The following is a 14,621-nucleotide window of genomic DNA, read 5'->3' as shown; positions in this document are numbered from 1 at the left end:
ATGGCGTCCGGCTTCAGCCACGACGTGCTGGTCATCGGCGGCGGCGCGGCGGGCCTGATGTGCGCGGCCACTGCCGGCGCGCGCGGTCGTTCGGTGCTGGTGATCGAACACGCCAACCGGGTCGGCAAGAAGATCCTGATGTCCGGCGGCGGGCGCTGCAACTTCACCAATACCGGCGCCGGCCCGGCCAACTACCTGTCCAGCAACCCGCATTTCTGCCGCTCGGCGCTGGCCCGCTACACCCCGCGCGATTTCATCGCCCTGGTCGAAAGCCACCGCATCGCCTACCACGAAAAGGACCTGGGCCAGCTGTTCTGTGACGACTCGTCCAGGCAGATCGTGGCCATGCTGCTGGCCGAATGCGAACAGGCCGGGGTCCACATCGCCACCGGCTGCAGCATCGAGCAGGTGACCGTGCACGAAGGCGGCGGCTATGTGGTGCACAGCGCGCACGGGGCGTTCGCTGCGCCCGCGCTGGTGGTGGCCAGCGGCGGCCTGTCGATCCCCTCGATGGGGGCGTCGGGCTTCGGCTACGCGCTGGCCAGACAGTTCGGCCACACCCTGCTGCCCACGCGGGCCGGGCTGGTGCCGCTGACCTTGAGCGGCAAGCCGCAGGAACAGCTGGCCGACCTGGCCGGGGTGGCCTTGCCGGTGCGCGTGGCAAGCGGCAGGGCCGCGTTCGAGAACGCGATGCTGTTCACCCACCGCGGCGTCAGCGGCCCGGCGATCCTGCAGATCTCTTCCTACTGGCAGCCCGGCCAGCCGCTGCACCTGGACCTGCTGCCCGGCCAGGACGCACTGGACCTGCTGCAGGCCCAGCGCGCCGCGCGCCCGGCAGCCGAGCTGAAGACCGTGCTGGGCGACCTGCTGCCGCGCCGGTTCGCCCAGCGCCTGTGCGAACACTGGCTGCCCAACAGGCCGATGAAACAGTTCAACCCAGCACAACTGCGCCAGGCCGCGCAGCTGCTGCGCGCCTGGCCGCTGGTGGCCAGCGGCACCGAGGGCTATCGCACCGCCGAGGTGACCCTGGGCGGGGTGGACACGCGCGAGGTCTCGCAAGCCACCTTCGAATCCAGGCGCGCGCCGGGCCTGTACTTCGTCGGCGAGGTGCTGGATGTGACCGGCTGGCTGGGTGGCTACAACTTCCAGTGGGCCTGGGCCTCCGGGCACGCCGCAGGGCAAGCGGTCTAGCGCAACCGCGCGCTGCCTGCGCGCAGGGCCGGGTTTGGTGCAAGCCCTCCTCCTGCACAGGCCGTCCGCGCTCAGGCGCCGTCGGTCGATTCCAGCCGTGTCGCGATTGCACCCTGGCGCTGCAGGCGTCGGCCGGCACGCCGGTCGGCCTTCCAGCACAGCCAGCCAGCGGTGAAGAACACGCTCGCACCCAATGACAGCTTCAGCGGATCGTGCGCAACCAGGGGCGAAAGCACGCCGGCGACGATGGCATTGCAGGTCAGTTGCACGAAGGCCTGCAACGACGAGGCCAACCCGCGCTGGCGTGGATACAGGTCCAGCACGGCCAGCGCCACGATCGGGAACACCAGGCCCATGCCGGTGCCGGCAAGCAGGATCGGCAGCACAGCCCACGGCACGACGAACGTGCTGGACAGCGCGGCATAGCCGATGCTGGCCACGCTGGCCACCGCGCAACAGACAAAGCCCACGCGCGCCTGCGCGGCCGGCTTCATCCTGCCGGCCATGCGCCCGGACAACCACGAGCCCAGGGTCATGCCGCCGATGGTGGGGATGAACAGCCAGGCAAAGTCCTGCTCGGTCTTGTGCAACAACTCCAGCACGAACACCGGCGCCGAGGCGATATACAGGAAGATGCCGGCGAACATCAGTGCGCCGACGGCGGCCAGCCGCTGGAAGCGGCGGTCCCGCGCAATCCCCGTATAGCCTCGCCACAGGCCGGTCACCGACAGCGGCGTGCGCGATGCCGGTGGGTGCGTTTCCGGCAGCCATACCGCCGTGGCCAGCAGCAGCACCACACCGAAGGCGACCAGGAACCAGAAGATCACCGGCCAGCCCGCGCCGGCGCCCAGGATCCAGCCGCCGATGATCGGCGCGATGGCCGGGGCGATGCCGAAGATCATCGACACCTGGCTCATCAGCTTCTGCGCCAGGTGCCCGCTGTAAAGGTCGCGGATGACCGCACGGCCGACGATCATGCCGACCCCGGCCGAGAAGCCCTGCAGGGCGCGGAATGCCAGCAGCGTGCCCAGGTCAGGCGACAGCGCGCAACCGGCCGAGGCAATCACGAACACCACCAGCCCGCCCAGGATCACCCGCCTGCGGCCGAACGCGTCGGACAACGCGCCGTGGGCCAGGCTCATCACCGCATAGGCCGCCAGGTACACGCTCACCGTCTGCTGCACCGCCACCTGGTCCACGCCCAGGCGCTGGGCCAGCTGCGGGAACGCCGGGAAGATGGTGTCGATGGTGAACGGGCCGAACATCGCCAGCCCCGCCAGCAACAGGGCAAGCCGACGGGTCGAGGTGGCAGGCAACGGCATGGGACATCCTGGAAGGGACCGCCGCGACCGGTGTCCGGCGGCGACACGACGCAGGCCGCGCCAAGGACAAGGCACGGGCCGACGCTGGTGGGAAGAGGCGGCATGATAGGCGTTGCCCCCGGGCTGGTCACCGCCGCCGGCTGAACACGCCATTGCGGGACCGCATCGCCCATGAGCGCGTGCACAGCACCCGCGCAGCCGGCAGGCCCGTATAATCGGCCGCGTAGTTCAGGTGGGAGAAGCGGCGCCGGCCCCCAGGGCCATCGCCGCTGCCGAAGGCGCAACGCCCGTAATCGCTCAGGCCCGATACCACCGCAGGCAGCACACACTCTGGAGAGACCGGTCGGCCCGCATGGGTCGGCACCGGCGCCGAAGGGGCACGAAGCGGCAGTCGGCGCGCTTCCAAACTCTCAGGCAAAAGGACAGAGGGGCGCGAGAGGATGTCCTGATCCGATCGTCGTTCCCGCCTTGGCGGGGATAACGGCTTGAAGATCCGGGGCATCCGTTGATGACCGCGTGCCCCACCCTTCGGATGCCTGCCATGTCCCGGAACACCCCCTCGCTGCGCGAACTCGAACACCACGAGGCCTTCGTCCAGCGCCACATCGGCCCCAACGACGCCGAGATCGCGCAGATGCTGTCGGTGATCGGCCACCCGACCCTGGAGTCGATGACCGATGCCATCGTCCCGGCCAAGATCAAATCGCCAGCCCCGCTGGCGCTGCCCGAAGCGATCACCGAGGAAGAAGCGCTGGCCAGGATCGGCCAGATCGCGCTGAAGAACCAGGTCTTCAAGAGCTTCATCGGCCAGGGCTATTACGGCACCCATACCCCGCAGGTGATCCTGCGCAACATCCTGGAAAACCCGGCCTGGTACACCGCCTACACGCCGTATCAGGCCGAGATTTCGCAGGGCCGCATGGAGGCGCTGATCAACTTCCAGACCCTGTGCGCCGAGCTGACCGGCATGGAGATCGCCAACGCCTCGCTGCTGGACGAGGCCACCGCCGCAGCCGAGGCGATGACTCTGGCCAGGCGTTCGGCCAAGTCAAGGTCGCAGGTGTTCTTCGTCCATGACGCCGTGCATCCGCAGACTCTGGAAGTGCTGCGCACCCGCGCCGAGCCGCTGGGCATCGTGCTGGAGCTGGGCACCGTGCAGCAGGCTTTGGAAGCCGATGCCTTCGGCGTGCTGCTGCAGTACCCGGACACCTTCGGCGGCCTCTCGTTCAACACCATGGGTGACTACCAGGCATTGGCCGATGCGGTGCACGCCCGCCACGGTCTGGTCGCAGTGGCCGCCGACCTGCTGGCCCTGACCCTGATCGCCGCGCCCGGCGAATGGGGCGCGGACATCGTGGTCGGCAACTCGCAGCGCTTCGGCGTGCCGTTCGGGTTCGGCGGCCCGCATGCGGCGTTCATGGCCTGCCGCGATGCCTTCAAGCGCTCGATGCCCGGCCGCCTGATCGGTGTGTCCATTGATGCGCAGGGCAACCCGGCCTACCGCCTGACCCTGCAGACCCGCGAGCAGCACATCCGCCGCGAGAAGGCCACCTCCAACATCTGCACCGCACAGGTGCTGCTGGCGGTGATGGCCTCGATGTATGCGGTCTACCACGGCCCCGAAGGGCTGACCCGGATCGCCCGCCGCACCCATCGCCTGGCTGCGATCCTGGCCGCGGCGCTGCGTGGCGCCGGCGTTGAAGTCGGCGCGCACTTCTTCGACACCCTGCACGTCAAGGGTGTGCAGGCCGATGCGATCCACACCAGGGCCCTGGCCGCCGGCATCAACCTGCGGGTGATCGACAGCGAAGCGCTGGGCATCAGCCTGGATGAGACCAGCACCCGTGCCGACATCGTTGCCCTGGCCCAGTTGTTCGGTGTCACCGTTGATGTCGATGCGCTGGATGCGATCACCGCCGACGCCCTGCCGGAAGGCCTGAGGCGCAGCAGCGCGTTCCTGCAGCACCCGGTGTTCAACACCCACCACAGCGAACACGAGCTGCTGCGCTACATGCGCGCCCTGGCCGACAAGGACCTGGCGATGGATCGCACCATGATCCCGCTGGGCAGCTGCACCATGAAGCTCAACGCCACCGCCGAGATGGTCCCGATCACCTGGCCGCAGTTCTGCGCGATCCATCCGCTGGCTCCGGCCGCACAGACGCAGGGCTACAGGCAGTTGATCCAGGAGCTGGAAGCGATGCTGGCCGAATGCACCGGCTACGACGCGGTCAGCCTGCAGCCCAACTCCGGCGCGCAGGGCGAGTACGCCGGCCTGCTGGCGATCCGCGCCTACCACCGCGCGCGCGGTGAAGGCCATCGCGACATCTGCCTGATTCCCGAATCGGCCCACGGCACCAACCCGGCCTCGGCGCAGATGTGCGGCATGAAGGTCGTGGTGACCAGGTGCGACGCCAACGGCAACGTCGACGTGGAAGACATCCGCGCACAGGCGCAGAAGTATTCGGACCGCCTGGCCGCGCTGATGATCACCTACCCGTCAACCCACGGTGTATTCGAGGAAGACATGGTCGCCATCTGCGAAGCGGTGCACGCGCACGGCGGCCAGGTCTATACCGACGGCGCCAACATGAACGCCCTGGTCGGCGTGGCCAAGCCAGGCAAGTGGGGCTCGGACGTGTCGCACCTGAACCTGCACAAGACCTTCTGCATCCCGCACGGCGGCGGCGGTCCGGGCGTGGGCCCGTGCGCGGTCAAGGCGCATCTGGCCCCGTTTTTGCCGTCGGCTCTGCCCCCTCTCCCCCCGGGAGAGGGTCGGGGTGAGGGTTCGGCCTCGCGCGGCGGCGGCATGGTCTCGGCTGCCGCCTACGGCAGTGCCAGCATCCTGCCGATCAGCTGGATGTACATCACCATGATGGGCAGCGCCGGCCTGCGCAAGGCCACCCAGGTCGCCCTGCTCAACGCCAACTACATCGCCAGGCGGCTGGCCCCGCATTACAGGACGCTCTACACCGGTCGCAACGGACTGGTCGCGCACGAATGCATCCTGGACGTGCGCCCGCTGGAGAAGGCCACCGGCATCGGCGCCGAGGACGTGGCCAAGCGCCTGATCGACTTCGGCTTCCACGCCCCGACCCTGAGCTTCCCGGTCGCCGGCACGCTGATGGTCGAGCCGACCGAAAGCGAATCACTGCACGAGCTGGACCGCTTCATCGACGCGATGATCCAGATCCGCGAGGAAATCCGCGCGGTCGAAGACGGCCGTCTGGACGCTACGGACAACCCGCTCAAGCACGCCCCGCACACCGCCATGCAGGTCTCGGGCAGCCAGTGGACCCACACCTACCCGCGCGAGCTGGCGGCCTTCCCGCTGGCCTCGCTGAAGCAGGCAAAGTACTGGCCGCCGGTGGCGCGGGTGGACAACGTCTACGGCGACAAGCACATCATGTGCGCCTGCATCCCGGTGGAGGCCTACAAGGAAGAGGTGCAGGCCTGATCGGGCACGCCTATGAATCGAATGTCGGCGCACGCTGGCCGGCGTCGCCATCGGCGTGGCGGATGCGGTTGCGGCCGTCGGCCTTGGCCTGGTAGAGCGCATGGTCGGCAGCCTGGAGCAATGCGGTGACGGCGTCGCCTTCATCCAGCCAGTCGTGGCGGCCGATTGCCACGCCGATGCTCACCGTGACGTAACCCAATGGCGAGGACGGATGGGCGATGTGCAGCCCTTGCACCGCGGTCAGCAGGCGCTGGCCCATCTGCTCGGTTTCCTGCGCACTGGCATCGGGCAGGACCACGGCGAACTCCTCGCCGCCATAGCGTGCAACCAGGTCGCTGCTGCGCTGGAGCGCGCCCTTCAGCGCCGCGGCCACCTGCACCAGGCAGCGATCACCCAGCACGTGGCCGTGGTTGTCGTTGAACTGCTTGAAGTAGTCGATGTCGATCATCATCAGCGAGCAGCTCACGCCGCTGGCCAGGATCTGGCGCATGCGCGCATCCAGCGCGCCGCGGTTGGCGATGGCCGTCAGCGGGTCCACGCCCAGCTGACGCAGCAACTGGCGGTTGCTCAGGTCCGCCAGCTGCTGCTTGTCCTCGTGCTGGGTCTGGATGACGGCCACGCGCAGGCCGTACAGCACCGCGGCCAGCAGCACCGCCGAGGCGCCACCGATGAAGTTCAGCCGCGACAGGCTGATGCCCAGGATCAGCACGCCCAGGGAGATGGCCACCGGCGCGAAGGCCGCGATCAGGCGCGCGGCCTGCACGCTGGGCACGTACCGCCGCAGCCAGGCCGGCGGCGGCCGCCAGGCCAGCACCGCCAGCAGGACGAAGGCCACATCGAGCAGCACCGGACCCCACCAGGTCTGGCCGGCCATGTCCAGGCGGTTGTAGATCGCCGCGGCGATCGCGTTGACCCATAGAAAGGCCGAGGTGGCCAGGTAGAAGTGACGCCGGCCCAGCCCGCGTGCGCCGACCAGCCGCACCGTGGCCAGGACCGCCAGCGAGAAATCGATCACATCGGCATGCCAGATCGCCAGCCGGACCGAGGCCACATCGCCAGGGGTGTCCCCACCCATGACCGTGGAGATCAGCAGGATCAGCAAGGCCGCCAGCAGCACTGACATGCCGGTATCCAGCGCCTTGACCAGGCGTGGCTCGCGTCCGGTGAAGGCGCTGGTGATCAGGTACATGCAAGGGATGGTGTACAGCGCCGAGAGCACGCTGGCGGCGATCGCCAGCGCCAGCCCATGGGCCGGCCACAGCACCGAGGCCAGCATGGACGCGGCCCACAACACCTGCATCAACAGCGCGAGCGCCAGCAGCGCCCACAACACCCGGCCCATGCCCCGGGTCCGGCGTTGTCGTTGCAGCGCGGCGCAGACACCGCTGGCGAACACGCCGATCCGCAGCAGCTGGCCGATGATGTCCGCGTGCGTGCCGCCGCGGGCAGCCACCAACAGGTGCAGCAAGGTCAGGACCAGGGCAATGCCGGCGTAGCGCATGGTCAGACGTTCCGCAACGTCAGGTTCCGATGGCGCCCATGCGCCCGCGGCGGCGATGTTAACGCACCGTGGGTGATCGGATGCCGGCCTGGTCCATGGTTTCTGGCGCCCGTCGGGGCGAGGCGCCGCGCAGGGCCCCATCGGCATGCAGCGCCTGCCATCGCGGCCAGCATCCGGCGCAATCAAGCAAGCCCCCCGTGCCGTCACCTGTCGCTTCGACCATGCGCAGCGCCCGTGCCGCGTTGGATGGCGTGAAGCCAACGTGCCCCGATGGGCACAATGCATTCACGACCATGGCCGGAGCATGCGGGCTCCCCTTCGCACGCCACCTGGAGCCTTTACGCCATGGCCGCACGCAAACCCGTCCCCACCTCCCCGCCCGCACCGGCCGATACCCGTGGCACGGGCGGCGAACTGCACCAATCCTGTGGTGCCAGCCATCCGCCGCTGACCACCAATCAGGGCATCCCGGTCAGCGACAACCAGAACTCGCTGCGCTCCAGCACGCGCGGGCCGACCCTGCTGGAAGACTTCGTCCTGCGCGAGAAGATCACCCACTTCGACCACGAGCGCATCCCCGAGCGCATCGTGCATGCGCGCGGCACGGCCGCCCATGGCTTTTTCGAACTGACCAAGTCGCTGTCCGAGTACACCACGGCCAAGATCCTGACCGAGGTCGGCGAGAAGACGCCGCTGTTTGCCCGCTTCTCCACCGTGGCCGGCGGCGCCGGTTCGATCGACACCCCGCGCGATGTGCGCGGCTTCGCGGTCAAGTTCTATACCAAGGAAGGCAACTGGGATCTGGTGGGCAACAACATCCCGGTGTTCTTCATCCAGGACGCGATCAAGTTCCCCGACCTGATCCACGCGGTGAAGATGGAGCCGGACCGCGGTTTTCCGCAGGCGGCCAGCGCGCATGACACGTTCTGGGACTACATCTCGCTCACCCCCGAGGCCATGCACATGATCATGTGGGCGATGAGCGACCGCGCGATCCCGCGCTCGCTGCGCATGATCGAGGGCTTCGGCATCCACAGCTTCCGCCTGCTCAACGAACGCGGCGAAAGCACCTTCGTCAAGTTCCACTGGCGGCCCAGGCTTGGCCTGCAGTCCACCGTGTGGGACGAGGCGGTCAAGATTGCCGGTGCCGATCCGGATTTCCACCGCCGCGACATGTTCGAGGCGATCAGTTCCGGCAACTTCCCCGAATGGGAACTGGGCGTGCAGCTGTTCACCGAGGAACAGGCCAACGGTTTCCCCTTCGACCACCTGGACTCGACCAAGCTGATCCCGGAGGAACTGATCCCGCTGCAGATCATCGGCCGCATGGTCCTGGATCGCTGGCCGGACAACTTCTTCGCCGAGACCGAACAGGTCGCCTACTGCCCGGCCAACATCGTGCCCGGCATCGACTTCTCCAACGATCCGCTGCTGCAGGGCCGGCTGTTCTCGTACCTAGACACCCAGCTTTCGCGGCTGGGCTCGCCCAACTTCCATCAACTGCCGATCAACGCGCCCAAGTGCCCGTTTGCCAACAACCAGCGCGATGGCCACATGCAGACCCAGGTGCCCAAGGGCCGGGTCGCCTACGAGCCGTCCTCGCTGCAGGAGGACAGCCCACGCGAAACGGCGGCCGGTTTCCGCAGCCATGCCACGCCCGATGACGGCGTCAAGGGCCGCGTGCGCGCCGAGAGCTTTGCCGATCATTTCACCCAGGCGCGGCTGTTCTATCGCAGCCAGACCGGGCCCGAACAGGCGCACATCGCCTCGGCGGTGGTGTTCGAGCTGTCCAAGGTCCAGACCCCGCACGTGCGCGAAGCGGTGGTCGGCCAGCTGCGCCATGTCGACGCCGATCTGGCCCAGCGCGTCGCCGACGGCCTGGGGCTGGAGCAGCTGCCGCCCGCGCCACCGGCCGCGGTCGAAGCGCAGGACATGCCGCCCTCGCCCGCGCTGCAGCTCATCGGCAAGATGAAGGACACCCTGGAAGGGCGCACCGTCGGCATCCTGGTGCACGACGACTCGGACGCGGCCACGGTCAAGGCCTTGCAGAAAGCCGCCGAGAATGCCGGTGCCACTTGCAAGATCGTCGCCCCCAAGCTGGGTGTGAAGCTTTCCGACGGCAAGCAGATCACCGCCGACGGGCAGCTGGCCGGGACCCCTTCCTTCGTGTTCGACGCGGTGGCCGTGGTGCTCTCCGCGGAGGCGGGCAAGATGCTGGCCAACGAGTCGGCCGCGATCGATTTCGTCAGCAACGCCTGGGCCCACCTGAAGGCCATCGCCAGCGATGCCGGCGCGCAGCCGCTGCTGGAGGCCGGCAACGTGGGCAAGGATGCCGGCATCGTCGATGCCGGTGATGCCAAGGGCTTCATTGCCGCGGCCAAGACCCGCCAGTGGGCGCGCGAACCCAAGCTGCGCATGCTGGCCTGATCGCCCGGCCCGCACGACAGGCAACAAGGCCGCGGCAGCCCCGCGGCCTTGTTTTTTTTGATGCGCGGATTTGGATCAGGCCGGCAGGCGGCCGGAGATGATGCCCAGCGCTTCGCGCAGCTTGGCCGTGGTAATCGGCTTGACCAAGTGGTAGTCGAAGCCGGCTTGCGCGCTCTGCGCGCGGTCTTCCAGGGTGCCCCAGCCGGTCAGTGCGACGATCTTCAGCGGCGCGCCCTCGCTCATCGCCCGCATCCGCCGACACACTTCGTGTCCGTCCATGCCCGGCATGCCGATGTCGGTGAACACCAGGTCCGGGCGCGCCGCCGCCAGCGCGTCCAGGCCCTGCTGGCCGCTATAGCACGTGGTCACCCGGTGGCCCAGCAGCTCCAGGACCATGCTGATCGAATCGGCCGCATCATGGTTGTCGTCGATCAGCAGGATGTCCAGGACGCCATCGTTGGCAGGCACCGGTTCTTCGGACGGGGCGAGGGCCGGCGGCGCGCTGGATTGCAGGTCCAGCGGCAGGCACACGGTAAAGGTGCTGCCGTGGCCCAGGCCGTCGCTGTGGGCCAGGATCTGGCCCTGGTGCATCTCCACCAGCTGACGCGCCAGGGCAATGCCCACCCCCAGTCCGCCCGAGGAGGCATTGCGCTCGCTGTCCACCTGGGCGAACAGCTCGAAGATGCTCTCCAGCTGCGCCGCCTCGATGCCAACGCCCTGGTCGCGCACCTGGATCACGGCCTGTTGTCCATCGTGCTGCAGCGACAGCGTCACCCGCCCGCCGGGATTGCTGAACTTGGCGGCATTACTGAGCAGGTTGCCGAACACCTGCATCAGGCGCGCCGGATCGGCCTTGACCCACTGCGGCTGCACCGGCCAGGCCCAGTCCAGCACCAGGCCCTGCTGGTCGTAGTGCGGCTGGAATGCCTCGGACACCTGGCGCAGCAGCTGGACCAGGTCGCAGCGTTCGCGGCGCAGGTGGACCTTGCCCAGGGTGATGCGGTTGATGTCCAGCAGGTCGTCCAGCAGGCGCCGCATCTGCCCGACCTGGCGCTCCATCATCGCCGTGGCCGGGTGCGAGGCCACGCCGTGACTGCCCAGCTTCATGGCCTGCAGGCCGCTGGTGATGGTGGCCAGGGGGTTGCGCAGTTCATGGGCCAGCATGGCGATGAACTCGGTCTTGCGCCGGCCATCCTCGCGCAGCGCGTCCTCCGCGCGCTTGCGCTGGGTGATGTCGGTGAACAGCACCCCGACCTGGTTGAGCCCCGGGTCGCCGACCCGAAAGGCATAGACATCGTAGTAAAAGCCCAGTTGCTCGGCGCTGTTCTCAAAGCGCTCGGGAATGCCGGTGCGTGCGATCCGTCCGTAGGTTTCGAACCAGTGCCGCTCATGGGTGCCGGCGAATTCGCGCATCCTGCGCCCTACCCCGTCGCGGATGCCGGTGATGCCCTCGAAGGCAGCATTCACTTCCAGGAAGCGGTAATCCTCCGGCTCGCCGGCGGCATCGAAAAGCACCTCGATCACGCAGAAGCCGGCGTCGATTGAATCGAACAGCAGCCGATACTTGTCCGACGCCTCCTGGGCACGACGCTGCAAGCTATTGCACGCGGTGACATCGTCGATGACGCCAAACAGCCGCAGCGGCACGCCGTCGCCGGCGCGCTCCACCACGCGTGCACGGTCGCGCAGCCAGCGCTGGCTGCCATCGGGCAGCTGAATGCGGTATTGGATATCCAGGCTTTCACCGGCGGTGATGAACTGCAGATAGCCCGCCAGCGCGCCGTCCAGGTCCTGCGCCAGCACCGCATGCCACCAGCTGTGCCGGTCCACGCCTTCCAGCCCGAGCAAGGCGCGGGCTCTCGGGTCATCGGGCACGCGGCGCTCGCCAGGCGCGACGGCCTGGGCCTGGTACAGCACACCGTTGGGCCGCAGGGCTTCCAGGCCATGGCCCGAGACGATGGTCGCCGCCGCACGTGCCGTGCGGCCCAATAAATTTCCGTGCATCGCAACGCCTCTGGAAGACCCAGTGAGGTTAAAGACGCAGGAGCGGCCGGGATGTGAAAAAAAGATGGCGCGATTACTTGCCCACCGCGCCATTTTGCAGCTTGCGCGCCTGGCTCAGGTGGTCCTCCACCGCGGTGCGGGTCTGTACCAGATACGCGCGCACCGGCGCCGAACGCGCAAGGCCGGCGCGCTCGTCCAGCAGATCCTTGGCTGCCATGTGATCCTTGACCATCGCATCGATGTAGGCGTGCTCGAAGGCATCAGGTGCCAGCGCAATCAGCGTATCGGTTTCGGCCTGCTGCTGACGCTGCAGGGCCAGCACCGCCTGGGTCTGGCCGGGCGCGATGCCCAGCCTGGCCTGCGCGGCCTCGTTCCGGGTGTGTTCCTGCACCAGCATGGTCGCCATGGCCTGGGTGGTCTGGGCGGCCGGACGGGTCAAGGCCAGCTTGGCCAATTCGATCTCGTGCAGGTTGATCGCCTGGACCAGGGCGAGGCTTTCCTCGTCGGTCGGACGTGCCTGGCCCTGGGCAGGTGGCGCCGTGTCGGAGGCGATCGCATTGGTGGCGATCACCGTGCCGCCGGCCAGTAACAACAGCACGCCGGCGGCGCGCGAGGCGGAAGCATGCATGAGGTCTGTCTCCTGGCGTGGCGCGGCTGGGTTCAGCCTGGCACCCGCGTGTTTGGAACGAGGGCGGACAACCGCTGCCGTCCGTTTGGATCAGGGCGTGCGCGGCGGATGCGGCATCCCGTCCACGGAGGCCGGCTGGGCGTGGGGATCATTGCGTTCGTCGTTGGTCCGCTTGCCGGGTTGCTCGCCGCGCAGCGGCGACTGGCCGTCGGGCATGCGCTCACGCTCGATGGCGTTGTGCCGCGGTATCGGCGCCTGTTTGTCCGGTCCTGGCTGGGTCATGGAATGCTCCTGGGGTTGGGGGCTCACGCAGCCTGCCTGCGCGTGCGTGCGGCCTTCCTGGCTGCCGCCTTGCGCACGGCCGGGCCCTTGGTGGTGGAGGCTTTCCTTGCAGCAGCCGAACGGCTGGCGGCCGTGCGCTTGCTGGCGGCCTTGCTGGCCTGGGCGGAAAGGGCCTGCTTGCCAACCGTCTTGCGTGCCGTGGTGGCCTTGCTGGCGGTCTTGAGCGCCTTGCGGGCCCCCGCCGAGCGTTTGGTGGCGGGCTTGTGGGTGGTTTTCTTCGCCGCCTGGCTGTCTTGCCCGGCCTTTTCCCTGGTGGCCTTGGATGCGGACCTGGAGGGCTCGACGGGCACCCCGTCGCGACGCGCCTTGGACAGGCCGATGGCGATGGCCTGCCTGGTGTTCTTGACACCATGTTGGCCGTGCCGGACGTGTTCGATTTCCTCGTGCACGTATTCGCCGGCCTGGGTGCTGGCCGACTTGCCCTGGCGCTTGTCCCTGGCGGCAGCCTTGCGGGTACTGGCTTCTGGCATGTGAGGTCTCCCTGCGGTGGCAGTGACCCATGCAGATGTAGCAATGACGGAGTAAACACGTCGTCTCATCCCGGGCCTGCCATGCGCATGGGGCGTTAACACCAGGGAGCGCCAGGAATGGCCGAATGGCCCGGCGGGCTCAAAGCCGCTTGCACACCGCGAGGCGACTTCGCGCTGTTCTCGCCGCTCAAGACGCGCAGGCGGGCTGGCTCAACGACCTACAGCGGCCGGTGATGCAGCCCGGGGTCGACCTGGGGCTCTTGCTGGTCCTGGTCGTCGTGCCGGGCCGGCGACGGTGCAGGCATCGGCTCGGCGGCATGCGGGTCCATGTCGGACGGCGGGATCGGATCGATGGGAAGACCAGGCATCGCGGGCACTCCTGACGGGAGCTGCCAGTCTGCGCGCTGCCGCGTCATGGCCGCGGCAGCGCGGCGTGAAACCACCTTACAGGCGCGGCGCGGCCAGGGCCTGGTTGAAGTTGGCCGGCAGCTCGCCGGTGGTCTCATGAACAGCCTGCTGCGTGCGCGGAGCGGCATCGGCGGCGGCCGCCTTCAGTGCCAGCTCGCCTGATCGCGACTGGGAAGGCGCCAGCCAGGGCTCGTCGGCCTGCGACGGCGGAGCGACCACGGCCGACACGCTCGGCTTGAATAGCAGCTGCAGGAGTTCGCCGCGCAGGGCCGGCACCGAGGCGAAGGCCATCGTGGCCGCCATGGCCAGGCCACCCATGCCGATTGCCAGGCGCATCGGCCAGCCGGGACGGCCTGCATCGCGCGGCAGCGTGCCGGGCAGTGCGTCCGGCGTTGCCAGCAAGTCCCAGGCGTCGGCTTCGCTGCCACCGGTCATCGCCTGCAGCGCGGCCCCGTCCAGCAGCGCGATCCGGCCCAGGCGCGCGGCCGCGCGACGCGCACCGACGCTGAAGCCCGAGCGGCCGACCAGCACTGCCGAATCGGCACCGGCATCGAACAACGCCTGGGCCAGGTGGCCCACGGCCTGCGACGCCAGCGGCGCCTGGGCTCGACAGTAGGCATGCACCAGCACGCTGTCACCGCCGCGATGGAGCACCAGCGCGGCATCCGGCGCCTCATCCGCGGCATCGGCAGCGGGCGCGAGCTGCTCGACGCGGAAGCCCTGCTCACGATAGACCTGTGCCAGGCGCGTGGCGCCCACGCTGGATGACGATACGGCCAAGCCGTCAGCTGCGCGCTGACCGGCCAAGGTGATGAAATGCTGCATGGTGTGACGCCCCTGTTCCTGAGCCTTCCAGATGGAAGGCCTGCGC

General features: G+C 68.5%; 11 protein-coding genes and 1 riboswitch. Of the genes, 3 read left to right on the top strand and 8 right to left on the bottom strand.

Annotated features, from left to right (window positions below):
• Window positions 1-1,191 carry a BaiN/RdsA family NAD(P)/FAD-dependent oxidoreductase gene (locus DSC_RS06275; RefSeq protein ID WP_014160301.1) on the top strand — a complete coding sequence of 397 codons (1,191 nt, stop codon included), beginning with the start codon at window positions 1-3 and terminating at the stop codon, window positions 1,189-1,191.
• Window positions 1,192-1,262: 71 nt separating this feature from the next.
• On the opposite strand, the gene DSC_RS06270 is transcribed toward DSC_RS06275, so the two are convergent.
• A complete protein-coding gene (locus DSC_RS06270; RefSeq protein ID WP_014160300.1) occupies window positions 1,263-2,513 on the bottom strand; it encodes a multidrug effflux MFS transporter in 1,251 nt (416 codons plus the stop codon).
• 320 nt (window positions 2,514-2,833) lie between these two features.
• Window positions 2,834-2,949, top strand: a riboswitch (glycine riboswitch).
• Between the two features lie 96 nt (window positions 2,950-3,045).
• On the opposite strand from DSC_RS06270, the gene gcvP reads away from it, so the two are divergent.
• Window positions 3,046-5,970 carry an aminomethyl-transferring glycine dehydrogenase gene (gcvP, locus tag DSC_RS06265; protein ID WP_193384093.1) on the top strand — a complete coding sequence of 975 codons (2,925 nt, stop codon included), beginning with the start codon at window positions 3,046-3,048 and terminating at the stop codon, window positions 5,968-5,970.
• A gap of 10 nt (window positions 5,971-5,980) precedes the next feature.
• Here the strand turns inward: gcvP and DSC_RS15670 are convergent, their stop codons facing one another.
• On the bottom strand, window positions 5,981-7,471 hold the full coding sequence (locus tag DSC_RS15670; RefSeq protein ID WP_014160298.1) for a GGDEF domain-containing protein: 1,491 nt from the start codon (window positions 7,469-7,471) through the stop codon (window positions 5,981-5,983).
• Window positions 7,472-7,816: 345 nt separating this feature from the next.
• Here DSC_RS15670 and DSC_RS06255 point away from each other — a divergent pair, with 345 nt between their 5' ends.
• Window positions 7,817-9,898 (top strand): catalase, encoded by a 2,082-nt coding sequence (locus DSC_RS06255; protein ID WP_014160297.1) that lies wholly within the window; start codon window positions 7,817-7,819, stop codon window positions 9,896-9,898.
• A gap of 75 nt (window positions 9,899-9,973) precedes the next feature.
• On the opposite strand, the gene DSC_RS06250 is transcribed toward DSC_RS06255, so the two are convergent.
• The 6 genes from DSC_RS06250 to DSC_RS06230 form a co-directional block, all read right to left on the bottom strand.
• Window positions 9,974-11,887 carry a hybrid sensor histidine kinase/response regulator gene (locus DSC_RS06250; RefSeq protein WP_014160296.1) on the bottom strand — a complete coding sequence of 638 codons (1,914 nt, stop codon included), beginning with the start codon at window positions 11,885-11,887 and terminating at the stop codon, window positions 9,974-9,976.
• Window positions 11,888-11,975: 88 nt separating this feature from the next.
• The gene (locus DSC_RS06245) at window positions 11,976-12,530 is read right to left on the bottom strand and encodes a DUF4142 domain-containing protein (RefSeq protein ID WP_014160295.1); all 555 of its coding nucleotides are present in this window, start codon (window positions 12,528-12,530) and stop codon (window positions 11,976-11,978) included.
• 90 nt (window positions 12,531-12,620) lie between these two features.
• Window positions 12,621-12,812 (bottom strand): hypothetical protein, encoded by a 192-nt coding sequence (locus DSC_RS06240; protein ID WP_014160294.1) that lies wholly within the window; start codon window positions 12,810-12,812, stop codon window positions 12,621-12,623.
• A gap of 23 nt (window positions 12,813-12,835) precedes the next feature.
• Window positions 12,836-13,342, bottom strand: a complete 507-nt coding sequence (locus DSC_RS06235; RefSeq protein WP_014160293.1) for a DUF6496 domain-containing protein — start codon at window positions 13,340-13,342, stop codon at window positions 12,836-12,838.
• Window positions 13,343-13,560: 218 nt separating this feature from the next.
• The gene (locus DSC_RS16850) at window positions 13,561-13,710 is read right to left on the bottom strand and encodes a hypothetical protein (protein ID WP_014160292.1); all 150 of its coding nucleotides are present in this window, start codon (window positions 13,708-13,710) and stop codon (window positions 13,561-13,563) included.
• Between the two features lie 76 nt (window positions 13,711-13,786).
• On the bottom strand, window positions 13,787-14,575 hold the full coding sequence (locus tag DSC_RS06230; protein WP_014160291.1) for a restriction endonuclease: 789 nt from the start codon (window positions 14,573-14,575) through the stop codon (window positions 13,787-13,789).
• Between the last annotated feature and the right edge of the window lie 46 nt (window positions 14,576-14,621).

The organism is Pseudoxanthomonas spadix BD-a59 (genome assembly GCF_000233915.3).
GTDB classification, from domain to species: domain Bacteria; phylum Pseudomonadota; class Gammaproteobacteria; order Xanthomonadales; family Xanthomonadaceae; genus Pseudoxanthomonas_A; species Pseudoxanthomonas_A spadix.
Note: the sequence above shows the minus strand (reverse complement) of the source record. Positions and strands in the feature narration are given on the sequence as shown.

Coding starts and splice junctions, on each gene's coding strand:
- DSC_RS06275 (WP_014160301.1), top strand. CDS start 1: ATGGCGTCCGGCTTCAGCCACGACGTGCTGGTCATCGGCGGCGGCGCG.
- DSC_RS06270 (WP_014160300.1), bottom strand. CDS start 2,513: ATGCCGTTGCCTGCCACCTCGACCCGTCGGCTTGCCCTGTTGCTGGCG.
- gcvP (WP_193384093.1), top strand. CDS start 3,046: ATGCCTGCCATGTCCCGGAACACCCCCTCGCTGCGCGAACTCGAACAC.
- DSC_RS15670 (WP_014160298.1), bottom strand. CDS start 7,471: ATGCGCTACGCCGGCATTGCCCTGGTCCTGACCTTGCTGCACCTGTTG.
- DSC_RS06255 (WP_014160297.1), top strand. CDS start 7,817: ATGGCCGCACGCAAACCCGTCCCCACCTCCCCGCCCGCACCGGCCGAT.
- DSC_RS06245 (WP_014160295.1), bottom strand. CDS start 12,530: ATGCATGCTTCCGCCTCGCGCGCCGCCGGCGTGCTGTTGTTACTGGCC.
- DSC_RS06240 (WP_014160294.1), bottom strand. CDS start 12,812: ATGACCCAGCCAGGACCGGACAAACAGGCGCCGATACCGCGGCACAAC.
- DSC_RS06235 (WP_014160293.1), bottom strand. CDS start 13,342: ATGCCAGAAGCCAGTACCCGCAAGGCTGCCGCCAGGGACAAGCGCCAG.
- DSC_RS16850 (WP_014160292.1), bottom strand. CDS start 13,710: ATGCCTGGTCTTCCCATCGATCCGATCCCGCCGTCCGACATGGACCCG.
- DSC_RS06230 (WP_014160291.1), bottom strand. CDS start 14,575: ATGCAGCATTTCATCACCTTGGCCGGTCAGCGCGCAGCTGACGGCTTG.